This window comes from Helicobacter labetoulli (assembly GCF_003670275.1).
In the GTDB taxonomy this organism is placed as follows: domain Bacteria; phylum Campylobacterota; class Campylobacteria; order Campylobacterales; family Helicobacteraceae; genus Helicobacter_C; species Helicobacter_C labetoulli.
In genome coordinates this window covers 65234-87192 of record NZ_QXJF01000007.1, presented here as the reverse complement: position 1 = coordinate 87192, position 21959 = coordinate 65234, and the positions used below count along the sequence as shown (strand labels likewise).

Here is a 21959-nt window from a genome sequence, read left to right as displayed (position 1 = left end):
CAAGCGTAATTCTCTCGGTCACGGGATTTTGGTTATACAGCCCCTAAAAATTATTTTTTAAACCTAAATCGTAATATTATTTAAACTATTAAAACCCCCCCCCCCACCACCACCAGCTAAACGCTTTAATTGCTTGTGAATAAGCAGAATCTGTGTATTCTTTAACAAATGCTCCTTTAAAATAGTCTATTCCCACATTTCGTGCATTTGATAAGCCACCATTTTCTTTATCAACTAACACAAAGCGAGAATCCTTTGCTACATATTCCTTAGCAATTTGGAGCGTTTCATCTGTGCTACCATCATTAATAAGAATCGCATAAAAATGCGGATAGCTTTGATTGAGAATAGAATCCAAGCTTTCCTTAAGATAGGGTGCAACATTAAACATTGGCACAACAATACCAACGCACTTATCCTTACAAGTCCGTGCAGTCTGCATAACAATCCTTTAAAAATAAAATTGTTTTAACTTCTCGCATAAATTTATTATGCAAAGCTTTTTCTTGCTACATAATCTTCTCACGCAAGAAGCTAAATGGCGGCAAAGGTAAAGGGAGTTTAAAGGCATTAGTATTGCCACTATGGATAGAATCTAGCTCTTTATTATCCTGCAAGCAGATTCTATCAAAACGCATATACCACACGCCATTTTCCCTAAAAATCTCTCCTAGCTCACTTTTGCCACATACCACATCACACCCAAAAGGCAAGACAATCTCCTTTGCCTCGCCCACCCTTATGGTATGCTTGCACACCGCCCATTGCCCGCTTTCATCAACTTCAGCATTGACTTGATAGCTCCCTTCACTTATGGCAGTTTGATGATTTTGGGTATTTGTCTTTTCATAAGGGCGATGGATAATGTAGCCATCGGTAAATCCGCGATTTTTGAGCGTTTGCAGCTCATTTGTATAAAAGCTAGAATCCACTTTTCCACTATAATAGCCATCAATACCCGCACGATACGCCCTAGCAGTAATCCCTGCATAGTAATTTGACTTTGTCCTGCCCTCAATCTTTAACGCATCAACCGCTCCAGAATCTAAAATCTCCTTTATATGTCCGCTTAGATTCAAATCCTTAGAGTTAAAAATATGTGTCCCTAAGCCCTCTTCCTCTTCTAGTCTCATCATCACACCATTATCGGGATTTTTGACATAAAATTCTTTGCCATCAAATTTCACAAGCTCATCGTTCTCCACATTTCGCACAAAATATTCATAATCAAATCGGCAGTCATTCGCACAGCTTCCGCGGTTTGGCACACGCCCACTTTGCAACGCGGAGATAAGACATCGCCCAGAAAATGCAAAGCACATACTGCCGTGTATAAAAATCTCAATTTCCAAATCCGGCAAATGCTTTTTAATCTCCATTGCATCTTTTAGGCTAATCTCGCGCGCAGCAACAATGCGTTTAACACCCATTTCATAAAAAACTTCGGCATCAAGCACATTTAAGACATTAGCTTGGGTAGAGAGATGGATAGGAATGTGCGGAGCAATCCTCTTGCTCAAACGCACAACCCCCGGAGCTGCCATAATAAACGCATCAGGGGATAGATCAGCCATTTTGGCAATGTGAGATTCTAAGAGCTTGAGTTGGGAGTTAAAAGGAAAACCATTGATGGTAACAAATACCTTTTTGCCCATCTTATGAGCGTATTCCACACCTTTGGCAAAATCTTCATAGCTAAATTCCTTGCCCGCTCTTGCGCGTAGGGAGAAGTGGCTCACCCCTCCATACACTGCGTCCGCACCATATGCAAGGGCGATTTTTAGCTTATGCAAATTCCCTGCAGGTGAGAGAAGCTGCACCTTTTTAGAGGGCGTATCTTTAGATTCTAGTTTGTTTTGCAGATTCATAATTTGTTCTTTAAAATAAAATTTATAAATTGTGGTAGGGGGCTATTATTTTACACCAAATGAAGCGATTAATGCTTCAATATCCTCTTCATTTGCTACATCTTCCTTATTATCCCCTGCAATAAATACAGCCGAGCTTACACGCTTACTATCATCTATTTTACCTTCAAAGAGCGAGTTCATATATTGAGCCAATGCACGCATTACATTGATGACGCGTTCAATCTTTTGCCTATGAATATCCTGATATTGCATCAAATCCATAGCTTGCATAGATGCGTCATTAATGTCATCTGAAGCATTCAAAATTTCTTTGATATTATCTTTAGCTGATTGCGTAGATTCTAACGCATTTTGAAAGCTTTGAATATGTGGGAAAGCCACACAAAGCTTAGAGAAAAGCTCTCCTTGTGTTTCAAGGTATTTTTTAAGACTCTTGGCTTGTTTTTGAATCTTCCCAGATCCATCGCCCATAATCTCAAGCTGATCAAAAATCTGTGTGCCTTTGACTTCTGTATCTTTTGTTACCTCATCAAGCTGATGGACAACTTTGTGATCTTCTGTCGGTGGTGGTGGTGGCCACTTCTTATCCGCCTCTACACGAAAATCATTTGGATCAAAAGTCTCTTTCTTAAATTCCTCTTCTTGCTCTGGAGCCTCATCTACTTGAGCAATATCAGGCTCTCCATTCATTAGAGAATCTAGCTCTTCTTGCGTCATTGTCTATCCTTACTCTTGAAACTTTGACAAAATTAAGCTTGGATTATACCCTATTATTTATAAGATGATTCTAAATCACTGCAATTTTATCAAACTCACTCCCCACACTGAAACTTATTACTTAGCTTTTGCTCTCGCCCAAAACTAGCACAGATTCTATAACCTCACCAATATCATCTCTAGTCAATGTATTCTTTGTAGCATTTTTAGCACTTTGCTATTTAGCTTTTGCTTTTTTTGTAAATATATGATGAATAGATAAGATGTTCAAGTTAAATCTTTTGCAAGCTCTCTTTCATCTTTGCTTCAAACATCGCCCTATTCATATTCTCGTGCAAAGTTTGCCCATTTTTCGCACACCATATCTGCCAATCTTGCCCCACTTTTACAGGCAGATAAAACACATATCCCGTGATTTTACTCGCATATTTATAGGCTTGTTTTAATCGCTCTATTTTTTGCTCATAGTCCTGCTCTATAATGCCATTTTGACTGCTGCTCACATTCACACTTTTTACTTCAAAAATGTGGATTCTATCTCCCCTATCTTTAAAGATAAAGTCCGGGTAGCTCACTCGCTTTCTCTCATCGTAATATTCATATTTTATATTTGATTTATCTATGAAGTTTTTCCCAAAAAGATAGATTTTATCCCCATTTATCTCTATGCTTTTCGCACAAGTTTTAGCAAGGCTTTTAAGGATAGCACACCACTCTTTTTCTGCTTTAGAATCAAGCCCAAACTCATCATTATCACTTCCCCATATCCAGCTCTCACTCCCTATGCTAAACTCACTTTCTTCATAGAAGCTATACACATCTTCGCGTATTTCCACACACTTAGATTCTAAATACTCATCGTAGTTTTCCACCACACTTTTTACTTTATTTTTAATAGAATCCAAACTCGCACTAAAGCTATAAAAATGCTCAAAATCTTTCACATATTCTGCGTATTTTTCTCTCACTTTATCATCGCATTTTTGTATCTCTCTATAAGCTTGAAAAATGGACTTTTTAAACCCATATTCTTGTAGCGGACTAATACAAGATTCTATATCAATATGCTCTTTTGGCACTTCTTTATACATAGTCGCATAAAAGGGACGAAACTCTTTGATAATCTCATTTGTCTGCTCTTTATACAAATGATCATAGATTTGCTTCTCTCCTTTTAGCCATACTTTTTTCTTGCCATTTTCTTTAGGTTGTATCCCATAGATATATGCTTTGCTAAAGACTTCTTGCGTTTTAGAATCTAGCCTTTCAAACTCTTTTAGCATAGGATTTCTCCTAACCCTCCCAATCACCTGCATATCTAAGCTACTTGACTTAGAATCCCGCACTTGATAAAGCATACAAGCCCTAGGCATATCAAAGCCTTCAGTTATCACCATTTTGAAAATCACCACATCAATAAATGAGCTATTTTCCTTGACATATTTTTGCCATAGGGATTTGTTTTTTACCTTATCTAGTCTTGTGTTTGTCTCATAGCCTTTTTCTTTCTCCACAAAGCACACCCACTTTAAACCCCTTTCTTCCACGACTTTTTTGATGATTTTTAGCTCATTTTCTGCCTTACCTTTATTAGATATTTGCACAATAAAACAAGGATTTATCCCTTGCGTTTCATACACTTTTTTAAGCTCTTTAAACTTCTCTAGTGCCTCTGCTAAATCTTCTTGTAAATCTCTTTCACTATCCCCACACCACTCCACAGATTTGATGAGTTTTGCTTCCACCGCTTCACTCTCTTTTATCTCTACATCAAAGCTATCATTCTTTGGCGTAGCAGAAAAATGCAGAATCAAGCTAAAATACTCTTGCAGTTCATTTTCTAGCTTATTTGTAGCAATATGTGCTTCATCGCGAATTACAATAATCTTTTTGCCACTCTCTTTTATGTTTTGTAGAAACTTTAGCAATGCCCTTTCCTTATAGATTCTACTGCTTTTTGTAAATTGATTTGTCGGTAGGACATAGACATTAAATTTTGTGTCAATATCTATGCCATATTCCGTTTTTTTGCTATTCTTGTTCTCGCCATTTTCCGCACCACTGCTGATATAAAAGGGCTTTAACTTTGGGTAAATACACGCATTTGCTAATTCTACAAAGCTTTCATAGTTCTGCATTGCAAGTTTGCCTTTTGAAAGTGTGGAAACTAAAAATATCACATTAGAATCTTGTTCTAGCATTGCATTCATAAAATTTGCCATCATTCTTGTTTTTCCACTGCCTGTGGGGGCTTTTAGCGTTATGTCCTTTTGATTTTACTTTGCTAGATAGAGTAAGCTTTGCACCGCGTTTTCTTGCAGTTCTAAGGCAGCTTGTGTCATTTACTCCCCCCTTTTTGTAGAATCTAGTTTTTTGTCATTGCCACGATTTTGCATTAGCAAAATCGTGGCAATCCATAGAATCCATATCGCTAGATTCTAAACTCTTGCAAGTGCCCTCAAAGTTCTCACACACCCATTGAATCTTTTCTTGTTTAGAGTTTGCAAAGTCCTTGCCATAGAGCTTTTCATCAATCTTGTCAAAAACACTAGAATCCATATCACTTATAGATTCTATCTCTAGCACTTCTAGCCCATCACCATAAGGCGTGTTTTTCTCACCATCATAGCAAGAGCCACTCATTATGCGTTTTAAGCGTTTTGTGGTTACATCACAAGCTATGCCATTTGGGTTTATGCTTGTTTTTTCATTATTTGTTACAAGGATACATTTTCTATTGCCGCCATCTTCGCGGTTGAGTTCCATTACGGCGTGGGCGGTTGTGCCAGAGCCAGCAAAGAAATCTAGGATTATCTCAGGCGTTGCATTTGAGCGATAAATCGCGGATTCTGCGGTGTCGGCTCGGTTACTACCGCTTAGGTAGCTCCCTTCGCCTCCACCTTGAAAACCGCAATTTCTCATCTCAACTGCTTCCGCCTTTGTCTCTTGCTGCTTACTTGTGGATTCTGCTTGTGCTTTAGAATCTGCTTTGTCGTCATTGCGAGATTTTGCATTAGCAAAATCGTGGCAATCCACACTAGAATCCATATCGCTAGAATCTACTTTTTTAGATTCTATGCTTTGGCTTGCTTTGCTATCGTTACTAGATTCTAGGCTATGCGGCGAGAGTTCCCCCCCCCCGTAGTTGTGGCATTATCATAAGAATTTACATTGTCATTTTGAGAATCTACTTTCTTGTCATATTGAGTGCGTAAGCACGAAATATCTCTTGTGGATTCTGTGCTAGATACTTCGCCTAAGGACTCAGTATGACAAGCAAAATCCACATAATCGCTAGGGTTTGTTGTGGATATTTTGAGTAAATGTTTTATAAGATTTACGGGTTTGGGATATTTAAAAGCTTTTTTCATATTTAAAGATTCTAGGTCGGAATCTCCATATCTATTTGAAAAAATATTATCAACAAATGTGATTTGAGAATAGTTTTTTTGTTTCTCGGTTAATTCTATAAAATAACCATTTTTAGAATCCCCTTCAATAGAGGCAAACTCATATTTTTTTGGAAAAATTCTATTATTTTTAAATTCAACAAAATCATTTTGTAATGCAAATTCATACATATCTTTTGACCAAGTCCAACGGAATCCATTTTGCTCTTTAGTTCCACCGGGATAATATGTAATTTCATTGTGGGTGATAGGATAATCTAAAGATGGCACATAACCCAAACTACTTGTATCAAGTGCTTGTTTTGTGTGGTATTTACCCCTTTCATTTTCATATTTATCGCTATATTTAAAAGCAGAATCTCCAACCATACTAATTTTATTAAAAGTTATATTGTCAATTTTTGTCGCATAACAAAGTATATAATCAAGATTTTTTGTAAATAAATCAGTTTGTGTTTTACCGCCTTTTATTGTCAATCTAGGCAAATTCGCCACAAAATTCCCCTCCCCAAAGACTTCATCAAAAAGCCCTTTGACATAGGCTTGATTCTTATCATCTATGCTACAAAATATCGCGCCATCATCTTGTAAAAGCATTTTAGCTAGACAAAGCCTTGGATAAAGCATTGATAGAAGATTATCGCGTGTTATGGCGTTGTCATAATTTGTCGTAGCAAACTCGCCCAAGTCGTCCTTGCCATAAGGGGGGTCAATGTAAATCACCTTTACCTTTCCCCTATACTCAATGAGTAGGTTTAAAAGGGCGGGGTAATTATCGCCGATAATGAGTGTATGCGTTATCTTTTGCGATTCAGCTTTTAGCGATAAATCAGCGATTCTGCACGATTGTGCTTCGTCATTACCCTTTAGGTAACTCCTCGCACAATCGCTTGAAAACGCTAATTTCTCATCTAAAATCTTAGAATCGCTTTCTTTTGTGGATTCTGCTTCGCCTAAAGGCTCAAAGCTTAGTTTCTCATTTTTCACAAAATACTTTATCGTCCTATCGCTCTTTTCTAATCGCACATCAAAGTGAAAGCCTGTGCGTTTTAGGCTCATTCCTAAGGCTGAAAGCTTTAGCACATCTTCTTTAGACTCTGCGTTTTCTATAAGTTTGATAAGAAACTCGGCATTTTCTTTTTCTAGAATCTTATCTTCTTGCCTTTGTTTGATTTTTGCTATTTGCTCTTGCTTTAGCCCATCTAAGATTATCTTATGGTCGCTTTGTAGGTTTTGCATTTTTGTCTCCTTTGATTATGTGATTTTAGAATCTCACTCGCCTTTATCTCCACCCAAAACAAGCACAGATTCTATTAAGTCATCAATATCACCATCTAGCACGCCATCAGTATCGCTCGTAGCAAAGTTACTTCGCAAGTCCTTTACCTGCTGATAGGGGGCTAGGACATAGCTACGGATTTGATGTCCCCAACCTATTTCGCTTTTTTCGGCATTTGCCACGCCTTCACTCTGCTTTAGCCGCTCTAGCTCATAGAGTTTGCTTTGCAACATTTTCATAGCCGTTGCCTTATTTTTGTGCTGACTGCGATCATTTTGACACTGCACGACTATGCCTGTTGGAAAGTGCGTTATGCGGATAGCAGATTCTGTCTTATTCACATGCTGACCGCCCGCACCACTGGCACGATAGGTATCAATGCGAATGTCCTTATCCAAAATCTCAATGTCTATGTCTTCACTCAATTCCGGGCTTACCTGCACACTAGCAAAGCTTGTATGTCGCTTGGCATTAGCATCAAAGGGGGAGATTCTAACCAGCCTATGCACACCATTTTCGCTTTTGGCATAACCATAGGCATTCTCACCTTTGATGATAAATGCCGCCCCCTTAATGCCTGCCTCCTCGCCATCTTGATAATCTAGCAGCTCCACTTTAAAGCCCCGCCGCTCACTCCAACGCAAATACATACGATAGAGCATAGAAGCCCAATCTTGTGATTCTGTCCCACCGGCTCCGGGCTGAATGGTAATAATGGCATTTGCAGAATCAAACTCCCCACTTAACATAACCTCAATTTCTACCTTTTGTATATGGCTTTGCAAGGATTCTACATTCTCAAACAATAGCTCCAAAGTGCTAGAATCCCCCTCACTCTGTGCTATCTCAAATAGTTCTTTTGCGTCATCTAGCTCGGCTTTCATCTGCGCATAAGTGCTTAAAATCCGCTCACATTTTCGCTTTTGCTTTGTGATTTCCCCTGCTTTTTTTGCGTCATTCCAAAACTCTTGATGAGATTCTAGCTCATTAATCTCATCAAGTCGCTTTTGTAATAAATCTGGGTTTAGAATCTTTGCTATATTTTGTGCTTTATTTTGCAGAGTTTTTAACAACTCGCCGTATTCATAAGAATCCATTGTATGCCTTTATTCCAAAAATATTAACTATGGATTCTAGCATAGAATCTAAAAACTTCTTGCACTTGCAGCATATTTACAGCGTAAAGCTCCACGCCACGACAATATTGACAGTTAAACTAACCGTTGTATTTTTCAGAATTCTAAAGCCTTTGAATTCTTTTGTCTTTAATAGGGCTAAATTTAAGAAACAATCTTTGCCAAAAGTGAAGCTTTTGAGTGTTATATCTTAAAAGTAAGCTTAAAATTTCCTTTCTACGAAACATTATAGCTGTATTTATAGGACTTAAAGCTCCACCTTGCCCCTCAAAGCCATTTGGATTTGCCCCATTTTCAAGCAAAATCTTTGCCACCTCCTCATAACCCTTAAAGCAAACTCCAGCAAGTGGCGTGTGTCCTTTATCATTTGCCTTATCAACATTTGCACCAAATTCAAGCAACAATTTCACACATTCAATGCTGTTGTGATAGCTTGCAAGCATTAAAAGTGTGTCGCCCTTGTGATTTGCCAAATTTACATTAAGTCCATTTTCTAACATAATTTTTAAAGAATGAACATCATCTTGCCTCGCAAAATCAAAAGAAAATTTAACAAATTCTTGCATTTTTTCATATTCTTCTTTAGTCAAATTCATTGTTTTCCTTTTATTTTTAAGGGCAGATTTGCCCTTAAGTTTATTTTAGAAGCTGAGCTATTCTTGCTGCATAGTTGCTATCAGCCTTATTAAAATGCTCTAATTGCAACTTAATGATTTTTTCGTTTATACCTTTCATTGTCCCAGCAATAGTTTGACAAAGCCGCTCTTTCTCATCGCTACTCATTAGCCGATACAAATCGCCCGCTTGTGTGTAGTAATCATCGTCATCTTCTCTATAATCCCACTGCCCGAGTTTGCTTTCACTCTCAAAGTTTAGCGGGTCTAAAATCGGCTCTTTTAAACTCCAATTATCCTTATATCCGTCCAAAACGCTAGGTTCATAATTGCGAATGCTACCATACGAGCCATTTGTCATATAGCCATCGCGCACACTAGAATTAAGCGCGGATTTTGGCGCATTTATCGGAATCTGATGGTGGTTAATGCCTAGTCGGTAGCGGTGTGTATCCCCATAAGCAAAGAGTCTGCCTTGAAGCAATCTATCTGGACTATACCCAATGCCTGGCACCACACTAGCGGGATTAAACGCGGCTTGTTCAACTTCGGCAAAGTAATTTTCTGGGTTTTTATTAAGTGTCATAATACCAATCTCAATAAGCGGATAATCCTTATGACTCCAAGTCTTTGTTACATCAAATGGGTGGAATCGATAAGTCTTTGCTTCTGATTCGGGCATTACTTGGATTGAAACTCTCCATTTGGGATAATCGCCCTTTTCGATTGACTCAAACAAATCGCGTTGATGAGAATCCATATCTACCGCACGAATCGCTGCCGCCTCTTCATTTGTGAGGTTTTTTATCCCTTGCATTGTGTGAAAATGAAATTTCACCCAAAATCGCTGATTTTTGTCATTGATAAGACTAAAAGTGTGGCTTCCGTAGCCATTCATATTGCGGTAGCTTGCAGGTATGCCTCTATCGCCCATAAGATAGGTGATTTGGTGCAATGCCTCTGGGGTTTGACACCAAAAATCCCACCACCTTTCAGGGTTTTGGATATGTGTTTTTGGGTCGCGCTTTTGGCTGTGGATAAAATCTGGGAATTTGTAGGGGTCGCGTATAAAGAAAATAGGCGTATTATTGCCAACTAAATCCCAATTTCCCTCCGTAGTGTAAAATTTCACTGCAAAGCCTCTAGGGTCGCGCACCGCATCGGCTGAGCCTAACTCTGGGGCAACGGTTGAAAAACGAATAAACATAGGCGTTTTTGTGCCTTTTTTAAATACCGCTGCTTTTGAATATTTGCTAATATCAGCAGTAGCTTCAAATACGCCGTGTGCGCCACTTCCGCGTGCATGCACTACGCGCTCGGGGATTCTCTCTCTGTCAAATGCCGCTAGTTTCTCTAAATACCAAGTATCTTGCAAAAGTAGCGGTCCGCGTGGTCCTACGCTCATTACATTTTGGTTATCGCCAACTTGGCGTCCTGTGGTTGTGGTTAATGACTTGAAATTTGCCATTTCGTCTCCTTTTGGTTAAAAATTTAAGCAGTGAATATATATATTGCTTAAAAAATATTATACAATAAAAATTATTGATAAATAAAATTTTTTAAATATTTTTTGATTTTCACATATCTTGTAATTTTTTAAATTTTAAAGACAAATTTTTGAAAATTCAAATAAAAACTTTGCTATAATGGCAAGGTTCGTTTGATAATCGCCAAAGGCTCTAGCTTGGCAAATCCAGCTAGGGCTAAATGCTACCAGCAATGGGTGAAGCTGCCCTACCAAGACAAGAAGCTATCTCAAGGGGTAAAACCAAGATAATAGACTTAATGCCAAGCTTTGGAGCGAGATTTGCCGCGATGTTTCCAATAGCACTAAGTGCCGCTATCCCACTTCCCATAATGATTGTAATCCCAAAGACAAGGAAACTTAACACGATGATACAAAGTAGCACGGCGACATTCCCCATACTTGCCAAATACCCCACTATGACTTCAAGTCCGCCTAAAGCCTTTATCCCTTCAGCAAACACACTTGCAGCGATGATAATACTCACCACAGAGACAAAAATCTCTGCCATTGCCTTTAGCACCACAACAATATCTTCACTCACTCTTTTGCCGTCCCTATGGCGTATAAACTCAATCAAAAAGCAAAAAGAGATAGCGATAAAATTTGCACTCACCACATCAAGCTTGATTCCAACAAAATATGTCCCAAATAGCAGCACAATAGGTAGCCACGGCAATAAAATATAAAAAACGGGCATTGTGGGTTGGTAATTTCTGCAACTTCTACATTTTCAGCCGATGAGTTTGCTCTATCTCTTTTATCCACATACGCATAATACAGCGGTATCACAAGAGCGATAATAACAACATACGCCACAACACTCCATAACTGATAGTTCAAAAATAATCCCACAACATTATCAGGCTCCCCCTACCATTTTTGCCATATTGATTGAGTTGCCATCTTTTGGACCATAATCAAGCGTAATGAGTGATAGCACAGAAACCGCTGTGATAGGGTGGATTCCAAGAGAGATAAGCACAGGATAAATACTCGCTAACAGCAACAAAATAAGCTCAGCATAGCTTGAAATAACAATCTTTAGCATCATACCCACCACAAAAGTCCCACTTAGGATAAGGTATTTATTTTTGATTTTGCCTAACGGGGCATTTGCGACAAAGGCGAGTTTTGAAGAGAGGCATTGATATGCTTCATATATGTAGCAAACCCAGCCACAGACATAATAATCAATCCAACTTCTGAGTGTCTTTGCAAAAGTAGCTGATAGGAATTTATACACATCTAAAAAAACACATTGAGAAGGGGTATTTTTAGGTAGTGGCACTTCCGCACCATAGAGAAAAAACGCCCCACACAATACAACTATGCCAGAGAAAAGCAAAACAAAAATAGGATTATATGCCTTTAGCACATAATATCCCGTGCCAACCACCACTAAGAGTGTCAAAACTATGATAATACGCTTATCACTGCTCCTTTGCTGAATTACGCCTACCGCTCTTGGAATCTAGCATAAAATTTAAAAAAGAATTTAAACAAAACCTTTTTCAACCCTAATAAGATTCAAAAATCTTAGCAATCCGCTCATTATTATCTGTTTTGCTTAAAGCTAACATTAGTAGCACTCGTGCTTTTTGTGGATTTAGGTCATAGCTACTGATAAACCCAAGCTTAGAATCCTCCTCATTTGCGATGACTAAGCCATTATTCACCCTTGAGCTTTGCACCACCACTAAGCCATTTTGCATAAGCTTTTTAAGCATATCTTTATGATTTTTGTGAATGCTCCCTGCTCCGCTTCCTGCAATAACAAGCCCTTTTGTGCCGTGATTAAACAACGCTTGGGCTGCCACTTGAGAATTATCATTAGCATAAGAGTATAAAATATCAACTTTAGGCAAAGAATCTAGGCTATCTATATCAAATTCACTTTGCAGGGTGTGAGGCTTACTTGGCGTAGTGTAAAAAAACGCCTTGCCATCAAGGATATAGCCCATATCACCGGTATTTGGAGAAGCAAAAGCATTGACATTAAGCGTGTGGGTTTTGCTCACATATCTTGCACTTTGAATCCTATCATTCATCATTACCATAACGCCCTTGCCCTTAGATTCTGGGTTTGCTGCAAGAGAGATAGCATTATAGAGATTTTTAGGACCATCAGCACTAATGGCTGTGCTTGGACGCATAGCCCCCACAAACACAATGGGCTTATCACTCTTTGCTACCAAATGTAAGAAAAACGCACTCTCTTCCATTGTATCCGTGCCGTGAGTGATCACCACGCCATCAACCTTGGAGTTTTTAAGTAAAGTATTTACGCGTTTAGCAAGTGTAAGCCACACCTCATCGCTCATATCCGCACTATCAATATTAGCAATCTGCTCACTCTCTAAATGTGCGATACTCGCAAGCTCTGGCACAGACTGCAGCAAAGATTCTATACTTAGCACTCCTGCTTGGTAGCCTGTTGTTTGCAATGAAGAATCCACCGCTCCGGCGATTGTTCCACCTGTGGCGAGAATAACAATATTTGGCTTTGCTATATTATGTCGTGTATTATGCGAATCTTGCAAAGTTTGCTCCTTTTGCTCTTTTTGTTGCTTCTCTTTAGAATCAGAGCAACCCAAAGTCGCCACAAGCATAGCACAAATAGTAAGTTTCCATAAAGTTTTTGTTACATAGCCCATACCAAGTCTCCTACGCTAAAACAAAATTCTATTGTAGGAGATTTAGTATTGTATGTCAAGGGAGATTTTGAAGGATTTTTGAGAATTTATTCCACTTCCGCATCAATGACATCATCATCTTTTTTCTTTGAATCCCCACCTGCTTGAGCATTGCCTTGCTCCTTAGCATAAGCAGCTTGGGCGAGTTGATGACTTGCTTCTGTAAGATTCTTAATCTTTTCTTCAAGCTCCTCTTTTGAAGCGTTTTCATTTTTCAAAGTCTCTTCAAGAGCATTTAATGCGGATTCTATTTTAACCACTTCAGCAGAATCTATCTTATCTTTAAACTCTTCAAGGCTCTTTTTAGTTTGATACACCAATGAATCCGCACTATTTCTTAGCTCAATAATCGCCTTTTTCTTGCTATCCTCTTCCTTGTGAAGTTCAGCTTCTTTGACCATTTTTTCAATCTCTGAATCCGAAAGCCCACTTGAGCCACTGATTTTAATCTCCTGAGATTTTCCTGTGGCTTTGTCTTTTGCTGAAACGGTTAAGATTCCATTGGCGTCAATATCAAATGTAACTTCAATTTGAGGCACACCGCGAGGTGCTGCTGGAATGCCGCTTAAATCAAATCGCCCTAGAGATTTATTATCTCTTGCAAGCTCCCTTTCCCCCTGTAAGACATTAATGCTAACAGCAGGTTGATTATCTTCATAAGTAGAAAAGACTTGCGTTTTTTTCGTAGGGATTGTAACGCCCCTTTCCACGACTTTTGTTGAGATTCCACCAGCAGTTTCAATACCTAAGCTTAAAGGCGTTACATCAAGCAAAAGCACATCTTTTACATCACCTTTCAGCACCCCACCTTGAATCGCCGCACCTACTGCAACAACCTCATCGGGATTGACTGATTTATTTAAATCTTTACCGATAAATTCTTTCACTCGCTCTTGCACTTTTGGAATCCGCGTAGAGCCACCTACCATAACAACTTCGCTAATATCACTCTGTGATAATCCCGCATCTTTAATCACAAAATCAATTTTTTTAATCGTATCTTCAATCAAATCATCAATCAAGCTTTCAAACTTCGCACGAGTGATTTTTTTAACCAAGTGCTTTGGACCGCTCGCATCTGCGGTGATAAAGGGGAGATTAATCTCTGTTTCTTGAGCGGAGCTTAGCTCTTTTTTCGCATTCTCTGCAGCATCTTTTAGTCGTTGCAATGCCATAACATCATTTTTAAGATCAATGCCCTCATCACTTTTAAACTCTTCAGCCGCCCAATCAATGATTCTATTATCAAAATCATCTCCGCCAAGGAAAGCATCTCCGCCTGTGGCTAAAACCTCTACGACATTATCACCTGTTTCTAGCACTGTTACATCAAATGTCCCACCGCCTAAGTCATAAACCATAATCTTTTCAGCCTCTTTCTTATCCAAACCATAAGCAAGGGCAGCAGAAGTTGGCTCATTAATAATTCTTAGCACATTAAGCCCTGCGATTGTCCCTGCTTCTTTTGTTGCCTTGCGTTGAGAGTCGTTAAAATACGCTGGAACAGTGATGACTGCTTCTGTAACACTTTCACCCAAATAAGATTCTGCATCTTCTTTGAGCTTCATTAGAATCTTAGCTGAAATCTCTTGAGGCGTGTAAATCTTATCAGCTATCTCTACTGCACACGCGCCATTCCTATCCACAATACTATAAGGCAATCTTTTTTCTGCCTCTTTTGCCTTGTCTTCATTAAACATAAGCCCCATAATCCGCTTGATAGAATAAATCGTCTTTTTGGGGTTAGTTACCGCTTGTCTTTTTGCAGGCTCACCCACTAGAATCTCGCCCTTATCTGTAAAAGCTACGATTGAAGGGGTGGTGTTTTTACCCTCTTTGTTGGCAATAATCTTTGCTTCATTACCTTCATATACCGCCATTGCTGAATTTGTTGTTCCTAAATCTATTCCTATTACCTTTGCCATTGTCTTCTCCTTTAATTAATTATTTTTCACTACGCTTACCATAGATGGTCGTAGCACTCTTTGCTTATACACAAACCCTTTTTGTAGAGTTTGAAGTATCTCGCCATCATTTTTTTCTTGACTTGGCACTTGCATTAAGCATTCGTGCAAATTGGGATCAAACTCCCCATCCGTGTTAATCAGCTCAACGCCGTGCTTATTTAGCACCTTGATAAAACTCTCAAGCGTAAGCTCTAGCCCATGTGCAATCGCTGAGGCTTGTGGATTTTGCTGTGCAGATTCTAAGGCTTTCTCAAGCGTATCAAGCACAGGAAGCAAATCATTCATTACACGCTCATTTGCATATTCTAAGCTTTGATTTTTGTCTCGCTCTAAACGCTTTTTAGTATTTTCAAAATCTGCAAAAGCCCTTACATATTGATCTTTTAGCTCTATGTATTTGCTTTCCCAATCCTCGCTTTGCTTATCTTGGGCTTCAGTGCTTTCTGTCATATTTTGGGCTTGATTTTGTGAATCTTCAGATTCTAGATTCTCATCTATACTCTGCAAATCCTCAAAATCTTGGGTTTGTTTGTTTTCTTCCATATAGACCACTCCTTTTTTTAAGATTGAATACACGAATAAAAATGTGTAAAGTCTCTATCTAACGCCCCAATACAGAGCATTCTTGCTTTTTTATCCATTCCTTTTTTATCAAGGCAGGACTTTAGCCTTATTTCCTGCATAATAGCCAAATGCCCTTTAGGCAACACCTCCTCACAATACATTCCATTCTCAAGCGTATCAAACATCTCTCCGCTAATGATATGATGGAATCTACCATCATTGTCCTTGCAAACTTGTGCCAATGCACCAACGCCAAAAAATCGTAAATTGCGGCTTTGCACACATTGCAGTGCATTAAGCAAGCCTTGAGCGCGAACTTGAAAGGCAATTTTCCTCATATCTATAACATCTAGTCCTTTTAACTCGCTTAGGAATCTCTCCAAAGCACTGCTAAAGGGCAGAGTAATGCCAATATGCTCAAAATCAAGCAAAAGCTTCTCATCTATACGAGTAACAGATAACAGCTTGTTGCTTTGCTCTACGCTTAAAACACAAAATATATCGCAAGCCAAACACGCCTTTTGAATATGCTCCATAGAATCCACTTCTAGCGTGGATTTTGCATCAATATGTCTATACCAATAAGCCTTCAAAGCACTAAGAGTAGGGATACGCCCACCACTAATATGTGGCTGAAACAATAACCCCTCATCACTCAATGTCTTAAAATAATTGCGTATAGTTGCAGATGAGATTTTTGTATTCATTAGGGCTTTGAGCGATTCAGAGCCAATAGGCTCTTTATGCTGCAAATACTCAACGATAACACAGCAAAGCAGTAAATCTTTCTTGCTCATTGCTCCCTCTCATTCTGTTTCTATCTTATAGACACATTCGCCTTATAACTTGCAATATCTTGTATTGTTTGCTAAGTTTGTTTCAGGTTTCTTAATGAAACAGGTGACATTATAATACAAAAAAAGCAAATAAATTAGCAAATAAATAAAAATATTGCTAAAAATTATAAAAGTTTAGTGTATTTGTATAAAGTTATATAAACTTTTTTATTTAAATATTCTACATATTATAATTTAATACTCAAGTTTTTTTTTTGCAAACCAAGCATAGCTATGTATAGCAATTACATACAATGAGTAGCACTATATGTTATGAGTTTTTTAAGATTTTAGCTATGCAAAAATATAGAATCTACAACCAAATGAAGAAAAAACAATATTTAAAAAGCAACCCGTAGAAGTTATATTTAGAAAGAAGTAGGAAAAGTGGCGGAGCGGACGGGACTCGAACCCGCGACCCCCTGCGTGACAGGCAGGTATTCTAACCAGCTGAACTACCGCTCCAAAGAATCTCGCTTAACGAAAAAGTGGTGGTCGCTACAAGGCTCGAACTTGTGACATCCACCTTGTAAGGGTGGCGCTCTACCAACTGAGCTAAGCGACCAAATGGGATAAACAAAAATAAAAGTGGTGACCCCTAGGGGATTCGAACCCCTGTAGCCACCGTGAAAGGGTGGTATCCTAACCGTTAGATGAAGGGGCCACTTTTATCCTTGGTGGTGACCCGTGTTGGATTCGAACCAACGGCCCATTCCTTAAAAGGGAATTGCTCTACCAGCTGAGCTAACGGGTCATCTGCCCTTCAAACTTGTATCTCAACTTTAAAAGCCTTGACACAAAAAGAGCGAAATTATAGTGAGTTTAACTCAATTTGTCAAGAGTCTAATGCTGTTATTAACATCTCAAGTGCTTTGGCACAACTTTGAGACTGCACACAAAGTCTATCGCCACTAAAATGGTAATACACAACACTTGCCGCTTCACCTTTAGGCTGCACACCTATAAATACACTTCCCACAGGCTTTTGGCTGCTTCCACCACTTGGTCCTGCAATGCCACTTGTAGCTAATGCTACATCGGCTTGTGTTTGTCGTAGCACCCCCTCACACATCGCCCTAACCACCTGCTCACTCACAGCACCAAATTTCTGTAAATCGCTCTTATTTACACCAAGCCAAGATGCTTTTATCTCATTAGCATAGCTCACCATCGCACCATCAAGCACATTAGACGCTCCAGCAAGAGAGGTGAAATGATAGCTTAATAACCCACCCGTGCAGCTTTCAGCTATGCCTACTTTAAGCCCCTGTTTAGATAACAAAGCAAAGGCTTTTTGTGCTAAATTACTATGTAGCATTACAGAATCTAAAGTATTTTTTGGCTTCATTTTGTAACTCCTTGAAACAAATTCATTCTCACAACTTGATTTTTATCAAAAAATATTACATCATATTACATTAAATTTTACAAGGAGAGGAGGACAATATGGCAAAGCAAGAGCGACAAATCGTTATTCGACCAGAAAATGAGAGAGAAGTCCAAGAGGTTTATAAAGCAAAAAATGGGCGTATGAAGGGAGGCTTTTATGAGGAGGAGCTTACAAAGCTTCAAATTGAGCTTTTGAAACTGCAAAATTGGGTGAAAGCTACAAAGCAAAAAGTTATCATTATTATGGAAGGACGCGATGCAGCAGGCAAAGGTGGAACAATCAAAGCTCTAACAAGCCATATGAATCCTCGTGGCTGCCGTGTGGTAGCACTAAACAAACCTACCGAGACAGAAAAAACTGAATGGTATTTTAAACGATACATCAGCACATTGCCAAGCGGTGGGGAGATCGTTTTTTACGATAGAAGTTGGTATAACCGAGCAGGTGTTGAAAAGGTTATGGAATTTTGCAATCAAGAGCAATACAAAGAGTTTATCATACAGGTTGCCAACCTTGAGCAAATGCTTATCTCAAGCGGAACGATGATTTTTAAATACTTCCTTGATGTAGGTAGAGATGAGCAAAAACGCAGAATCTTACGCCGCAAGACAGATCCGTTAAGAATGTGGAAGCTTAGTCCTATTGATGGTAAATCACTTGACTTGTGGGAACAATATACAGAGGCATTTGAAAAAATGTTTGCTCGCACTCACACGCACATTTGCCCTTGGACGATTGTCAATACAAACGATAAGAAGCGTGCAAGGCTCAATATTGCTCGTGATATTCTAAGCAAGATTGATTATGAGGGCAAGGATCAGACTGCTGTATGCCTTTTGCCAGATCCTAGTATTGTATGGACATACTCACAATATCAAACCCCACACACCGACCCTGCCAAAGAGATTCAAAAACAAATCAAAGAGCTAAAAGAAGCCAAAGAAGCGGAAAAGAAGGAAAAAAAGGCTCAAAAAACTGCTGCAAAAAAACAAGAATCTAAAGCAGAATCCAAAATGGACAAGCCAAAATCTAGTAAAGATTCAAAAGTAGCTACAAAAGAAAAATCTCAAGGCAAGGCAAAAGAAGCAGACCAAAGCGAGACATTTCTCTCTAAATCATAAGATTGTTAAGCAGATTCTGCAAAAAAATGTAGAATCTGCTTTAAGTAGCCAAAAGTGGGCTTTTGCTTAAAACTTTCATATTACTCCTATTCAAAGACTTACCTTGCAAGTTGTTAAATCTTACCCCTTTTGAAAGTTTTTAACCAACTTAAGATACAATGCCAAAAATTGAAAAAAGGAGTCTATTATGGAACTCAAAGGCAAAAACAATAAAAGTCTTGCCACGCCTGTATATGCCAAAGATTTAGATGAGAGTTTTTGTATTATTGATATTCGCTATCCTGAGGATTATGCACTCTGTCATATCAAAGATTCTATGCAGCTCAATAACCCTTATGATGTGTATGCGCATATTAAAAAAAATCAAGATAAAAAATGTGTGCTTGTTTGCTATTCTGGGCATACGGCGAGTATTTTAGGCACAGAGCTTGTGCAAGAGGGGCTAGAAAATGTGTATTTTTACGATGATGAGTTTAGCTCCCTTGCCAACACCAATCTCCAGCTTATCGCAAAATAATGCTATAATCAAAAACAAAAAGGATATATAATGAATCTTCTTTCAGAGCTTCTTTACACGCTTTCAAATATTAATATGTTATTTTACATCATCGCATTCTTATTTGGTGGAATCCCCTTTGGTTGGCTACTTGTAAAGATTTTTTACAAAAGGGATATTCGGCAGGTGGGTTCGGGCAGTATTGGTGCGACAAATGTGTATCGTGCTATAAAAGAGATTGATGAACGCAGGGCAAAAACTTTTTCCATTCTCACCATTATCCTTGATGCGACAAAGGGGCTTATTGTCGTGGCGTTTGCCAAAATGCTTGGACTAGGATTTTCAGCTCAATGGCTCATTGCATTACTAGCAATTTTAGGGCATTGTTATAGCCCTTATTTGGGATTTAAAGGCGGCAAGGGCGTAGCCACAGCCATTGGCTCTGTTTTGCTTCTTATCCCTGTGGAAGGGATTTGTGGCTTAATTGTGTGGGGCATTGTAGGTAAGGTCTTTAAAATCTCTTCTATTTCATCACTTGTTGGTGTTTTAAGCGGAATTATTCTTACATTTATCATTCCCTACATTGTGCCTTTGCCAGATTCTATATCTATTGTCGCACAAATTGACACACACACGCCTGTGGTGCTTATAGGGCTATTTATCCTTTATACACATATTCCTAATATTAAGCGACTTTTTAGTGGCAAGGAAAGCAAAGTATTGTGAGCAAGAGCATTACCCTACACATTGAGAATCTCTGTATTCAAACTATTATTGGAATCTTAGAAAAAGAGCGTTGCGCTCCACAAGCTGTTGAAGTGAATGCGGAGATTACTTACACCTACACAGATGCGTTTTTGGATTATGTGGAGATTTGCAATCTCATCACTTCTTCTTTACAAAATAATGCCTATGGGCTTTTGGAAACAGCTCTACTTGATATTGCCAAAATGTTAAAAAATCACAGCACAAAGATTCAAAAGCTCACGCTCCACATTAAAAAACCAACCATTCTTGAATCTTGTATTGTTGGGGCAAGTCTCACGCAAGACTTTACACAAACACCCTAGAATCTTTAATCAGCTTGTCAAACAAATAAAAGCCTCTTCACTGCTCTTTTTCCAAAAGCTTTTTTAGTCGTCTCTCATTAGCCTCACTTGGCTTTGCACCTAATTCTATCAGCTTTTTTGCAATCTCAACTTGCGGTTTTTTTTGAAAATTTTTAGCATTAAGTGCCGCATCAAGAGGCGTTTCACCCGCCTTAAGGGAATCAATAGGAATATGCTTGTCTTTAATAAGATACTCTAACAATTCCATATTGCCATCACGCGCGACAAAATGTAGCATATTCCCCCCACCAAAATCACGCAAAAAATCCTCATCAAAATACAGCATAAGCTCCAAAATATGAGAATCCCCAAAAGTTACAATGCCATTGCTATTTGGGTATTTGCGATTATTATAATCTGCGCCTTTTTTTAGAATCTCCCAAAACATACCATAACGATGATACATTGCAGCCAAATCTAGTGCGGAGACACCATTGACATCAAAGATTCTATCTTGGAGCTGAAATGCCCCAAGTGAAGAGTAATCATCTGCCATCATACGATTGATATTGAATCTTGGCTTGTCTTGTGTGAGCAAATCAACCCTGCTAGATTCTGCCAAAATAAGCTCAAAGACATTGTATGAATCAAACACGATTGACACCATAAGCGGTGTGATTTCAAGCCTTGGGGCTTGTGTTGTGTAAAATAAAAAATATCTACTCCACTGCTCTTTTTTCATCATTTCCTGATAAGTTTGCACATCATCTTCAATAATTGCTTTAAGAAATTTCTGCTCAATCTCACATTGTCTAATGGCTTCTTTGCCTTTATAGCGAGACTTTGGCGTTATGCCTTTAAGAGATTCTACTTTTTTGCAATCCACTTCTAACAAAGCATTCAAACTTTGCTCAAGTGTAGGTGGATTTTCCACACTCCAAGAATCTACAAACCACCCGCCAAATGCAAACTCCACAGCACATAAACTTATGAGAATGCATCTATGAAACATTTTTATTCTACACCCACCATAACCGAAGTAGCCTTGATAATCGCATACGCCTCTTTGCCTACTTCAAGCTGCAATGTCTTTAAAGATTCTAAAGAAATAGTAGAAGATATGACATTGCCCCCACCTATATCAATCTCTACAATCGCATTCACACTGCCCTTTTGAATAGCAACAATCTTCCCCTTAAGCTGATTTCTCGCACTGATTTTCATTGTATTCTCCTTATTTTATAACTTGTTTAGGCAAAACTCGCAATTATCTAACTTTTGTGTCAAT

At 38.7% G+C, this 21959-nt stretch carries 19 protein-coding genes, 4 tRNA genes and 2 pseudogenes; 4 read left to right on the top strand and 21 right to left on the bottom strand.

What is annotated here, in order from left to right:
- Window positions 1-88: 88 nt before the first annotated feature.
- The 19 genes and pseudogenes from EBF12_RS04715 to EBF12_RS04625 all read right to left on the bottom strand — a co-directional run bounded on the left by EBF12_RS04715 (window position 89) and on the right by EBF12_RS04625 (window position 17963).
- Window positions 89-442, bottom strand: coding sequence for a glycosyltransferase family 2 protein (locus EBF12_RS04715; RefSeq protein ID WP_121726633.1), 354 nt, complete (start codon window positions 440-442; stop codon window positions 89-91).
- A gap of 67 nt (window positions 443-509) precedes the next feature.
- Complete coding sequence (locus tag EBF12_RS04710; RefSeq protein ID WP_121726632.1) at window positions 510-1868, bottom strand: peptidase U32 family protein; 1359 nt, start codon at window positions 1866-1868, stop codon at window positions 510-512.
- A 45-nt stretch (window positions 1869-1913) separates the two neighbouring features.
- Window positions 1914-2588, bottom strand: coding sequence for a chemotaxis protein (locus tag EBF12_RS04705; RefSeq protein WP_121726631.1), 675 nt, complete (start codon window positions 2586-2588; stop codon window positions 1914-1916).
- A 272-nt stretch (window positions 2589-2860) separates the two neighbouring features.
- Entirely contained in the window at window positions 2861-4852 is a 1992-nt protein-coding gene (locus EBF12_RS04700; RefSeq protein WP_279629417.1) for a DEAD/DEAH box helicase, read from the bottom strand.
- A gap of 112 nt (window positions 4853-4964) precedes the next feature.
- Window positions 4965-5405: pseudogene (locus EBF12_RS12310) on the bottom strand (DNA methyltransferase); the annotation flags it as partial.
- A gap of 293 nt (window positions 5406-5698) precedes the next feature.
- Window positions 5699-7237 carry a DNA methyltransferase gene (locus EBF12_RS04690; protein WP_121726629.1) on the bottom strand — a complete coding sequence of 513 codons (1539 nt, stop codon included), beginning with the start codon at window positions 7235-7237 and terminating at the stop codon, window positions 5699-5701.
- A 33-nt stretch (window positions 7238-7270) separates the two neighbouring features.
- Window positions 7271-8374 carry a peptide chain release factor 2 gene (prfB, locus tag EBF12_RS04685; RefSeq protein WP_121726628.1) on the bottom strand — a complete coding sequence of 368 codons (1104 nt, stop codon included), beginning with the start codon at window positions 8372-8374 and terminating at the stop codon, window positions 7271-7273.
- Window positions 8375-8517: 143 nt separating this feature from the next.
- Window positions 8518-9009 carry an ankyrin repeat domain-containing protein gene (locus tag EBF12_RS04680; RefSeq protein ID WP_002957319.1) on the bottom strand — a complete coding sequence of 164 codons (492 nt, stop codon included), beginning with the start codon at window positions 9007-9009 and terminating at the stop codon, window positions 8518-8520.
- A gap of 40 nt (window positions 9010-9049) precedes the next feature.
- The gene (locus EBF12_RS04675; RefSeq protein ID WP_121726627.1) at window positions 9050-10495 is read right to left on the bottom strand and encodes a catalase; all 1446 of its coding nucleotides are present in this window, start codon (window positions 10493-10495) and stop codon (window positions 9050-9052) included.
- Between the two features lie 173 nt (window positions 10496-10668).
- A pseudogene (gene dcuC / locus EBF12_RS04670) lies at window positions 10669-11978 on the bottom strand (C4-dicarboxylate transporter DcuC).
- Between the two features lie 94 nt (window positions 11979-12072).
- Window positions 12073-13209: an asparaginase gene (locus EBF12_RS04665; RefSeq protein ID WP_121726626.1), complete on the bottom strand. Its 1137-nt coding sequence runs from the start codon at window positions 13207-13209 to the stop codon at window positions 12073-12075.
- 86 nt (window positions 13210-13295) lie between these two features.
- Window positions 13296-15173 carry a molecular chaperone DnaK gene (gene dnaK, locus EBF12_RS04660; protein ID WP_121726625.1) on the bottom strand — a complete coding sequence of 626 codons (1878 nt, stop codon included), beginning with the start codon at window positions 15171-15173 and terminating at the stop codon, window positions 13296-13298.
- A 15-nt stretch (window positions 15174-15188) separates the two neighbouring features.
- Window positions 15189-15758 carry a nucleotide exchange factor GrpE gene (grpE, locus tag EBF12_RS04655; protein WP_121726624.1) on the bottom strand — a complete coding sequence of 190 codons (570 nt, stop codon included), beginning with the start codon at window positions 15756-15758 and terminating at the stop codon, window positions 15189-15191.
- A gap of 17 nt (window positions 15759-15775) precedes the next feature.
- Entirely contained in the window at window positions 15776-16576 is an 801-nt protein-coding gene (locus EBF12_RS04650) for an HrcA family transcriptional regulator (RefSeq protein WP_121726623.1), read from the bottom strand.
- Window positions 16577-17003: 427 nt separating this feature from the next.
- Window positions 17004-17080 (bottom strand) — tRNA-Asp (locus EBF12_RS04645).
- Between the two features lie 24 nt (window positions 17081-17104).
- Window positions 17105-17180: transfer RNA gene (locus tag EBF12_RS04640), tRNA-Val, on the bottom strand.
- Window positions 17181-17204: 24 nt separating this feature from the next.
- Window positions 17205-17279, bottom strand: a tRNA-Glu gene (locus EBF12_RS04635).
- A 14-nt stretch (window positions 17280-17293) separates the two neighbouring features.
- A tRNA-Lys gene (locus EBF12_RS04630) sits at window positions 17294-17369 on the bottom strand.
- An 81-nt stretch (window positions 17370-17450) separates the two neighbouring features.
- Entirely contained in the window at window positions 17451-17963 is a 513-nt protein-coding gene (locus tag EBF12_RS04625) for a CinA family protein (RefSeq protein WP_121726622.1), read from the bottom strand.
- 98 nt (window positions 17964-18061) lie between these two features.
- Between EBF12_RS04625 and ppk2 the strand changes: the two genes are divergently transcribed.
- The 4 genes from ppk2 (at window position 18062) to EBF12_RS04605 (ending at window position 20692) form a co-directional block, all read left to right on the top strand.
- Window positions 18062-19126, top strand: a complete 1065-nt coding sequence (gene ppk2 / locus EBF12_RS04620) for a polyphosphate kinase 2 (RefSeq protein ID WP_121726621.1) — start codon at window positions 18062-18064, stop codon at window positions 19124-19126.
- Between the two features lie 187 nt (window positions 19127-19313).
- Complete coding sequence (locus EBF12_RS04615) at window positions 19314-19643, top strand: rhodanese-like domain-containing protein (protein ID WP_121726620.1); 330 nt, start codon at window positions 19314-19316, stop codon at window positions 19641-19643.
- Between the two features lie 30 nt (window positions 19644-19673).
- Window positions 19674-20348: a glycerol-3-phosphate 1-O-acyltransferase PlsY gene (gene plsY, locus EBF12_RS04610; RefSeq protein ID WP_121726619.1), complete on the top strand. Its 675-nt coding sequence runs from the start codon at window positions 19674-19676 to the stop codon at window positions 20346-20348.
- Window positions 20345-20692 (top strand): dihydroneopterin aldolase, encoded by a 348-nt coding sequence (locus tag EBF12_RS04605; RefSeq protein WP_121726618.1) that lies wholly within the window; start codon window positions 20345-20347, stop codon window positions 20690-20692. Before plsY ends, EBF12_RS04605 begins: the two co-directional genes overlap by 4 nt.
- A 37-nt stretch (window positions 20693-20729) precedes the next feature.
- Here EBF12_RS04605 and EBF12_RS04600 read toward each other — a convergent pair whose 3' ends face one another.
- Both EBF12_RS04600 and EBF12_RS04595 read right to left on the bottom strand, forming a co-directional pair.
- The gene (locus EBF12_RS04600; protein WP_121726617.1) at window positions 20730-21683 is read right to left on the bottom strand and encodes an ankyrin repeat domain-containing protein; all 954 of its coding nucleotides are present in this window, start codon (window positions 21681-21683) and stop codon (window positions 20730-20732) included.
- Window positions 21684-21685: 2 nt separating this feature from the next.
- Window positions 21686-21895 carry a TOBE domain-containing protein gene (locus EBF12_RS04595; protein ID WP_121726616.1) on the bottom strand — a complete coding sequence of 70 codons (210 nt, stop codon included), beginning with the start codon at window positions 21893-21895 and terminating at the stop codon, window positions 21686-21688.
- Between the last annotated feature and the right edge of the window lie 64 nt (window positions 21896-21959).

Excerpts from the sequence above, each read along its gene's own strand:
- plsY (WP_121726619.1), top strand. The coding sequence starts at position 19,674 with ATGAATCTTCTTTCAGAGCTTCTTTACACGCTTTCAAATATTAATATG.
- EBF12_RS04675 (WP_121726627.1), bottom strand. The coding sequence starts at position 10,495 with ATGGCAAATTTCAAGTCATTAACCACAACCACAGGACGCCAAGTTGGC.
- EBF12_RS04595 (WP_121726616.1), bottom strand. The coding sequence starts at position 21,895 with ATGAAAATCAGTGCGAGAAATCAGCTTAAGGGGAAGATTGTTGCTATT.
- EBF12_RS04710 (WP_121726632.1), bottom strand. The coding sequence starts at position 1,868 with ATGAATCTGCAAAACAAACTAGAATCTAAAGATACGCCCTCTAAAAAG.
- EBF12_RS04680 (WP_002957319.1), bottom strand. The coding sequence starts at position 9,009 with ATGAATTTGACTAAAGAAGAATATGAAAAAATGCAAGAATTTGTTAAA.
- EBF12_RS04665 (WP_121726626.1), bottom strand. The coding sequence starts at position 13,209 with ATGGGCTATGTAACAAAAACTTTATGGAAACTTACTATTTGTGCTATG.
- EBF12_RS04715 (WP_121726633.1), bottom strand. The coding sequence starts at position 442 with ATGCAGACTGCACGGACTTGTAAGGATAAGTGCGTTGGTATTGTTGTG.
- EBF12_RS04625 (WP_121726622.1), bottom strand. The coding sequence starts at position 17,963 with ATGAAGCCAAAAAATACTTTAGATTCTGTAATGCTACATAGTAATTTA.
- prfB (WP_121726628.1), bottom strand. The coding sequence starts at position 8,374 with ATGGATTCTTATGAATACGGCGAGTTGTTAAAAACTCTGCAAAATAAA.
- EBF12_RS04600 (WP_121726617.1), bottom strand. The coding sequence starts at position 21,683 with ATGTTTCATAGATGCATTCTCATAAGTTTATGTGCTGTGGAGTTTGCA.
- EBF12_RS04615 (WP_121726620.1), top strand. The coding sequence starts at position 19,314 with ATGGAACTCAAAGGCAAAAACAATAAAAGTCTTGCCACGCCTGTATAT.
- ppk2 (WP_121726621.1), top strand. The coding sequence starts at position 18,062 with ATGGCAAAGCAAGAGCGACAAATCGTTATTCGACCAGAAAATGAGAGA.
- EBF12_RS04705 (WP_121726631.1), bottom strand. The coding sequence starts at position 2,588 with ATGACGCAAGAAGAGCTAGATTCTCTAATGAATGGAGAGCCTGATATT.
- EBF12_RS04690 (WP_121726629.1), bottom strand. The coding sequence starts at position 7,237 with ATGCAAAACCTACAAAGCGACCATAAGATAATCTTAGATGGGCTAAAG.
- dnaK (WP_121726625.1), bottom strand. The coding sequence starts at position 15,173 with ATGGCAAAGGTAATAGGAATAGATTTAGGAACAACAAATTCAGCAATG.
- grpE (WP_121726624.1), bottom strand. The coding sequence starts at position 15,758 with ATGGAAGAAAACAAACAAACCCAAGATTTTGAGGATTTGCAGAGTATA.
- EBF12_RS04650 (WP_121726623.1), bottom strand. The coding sequence starts at position 16,576 with ATGAGCAAGAAAGATTTACTGCTTTGCTGTGTTATCGTTGAGTATTTG.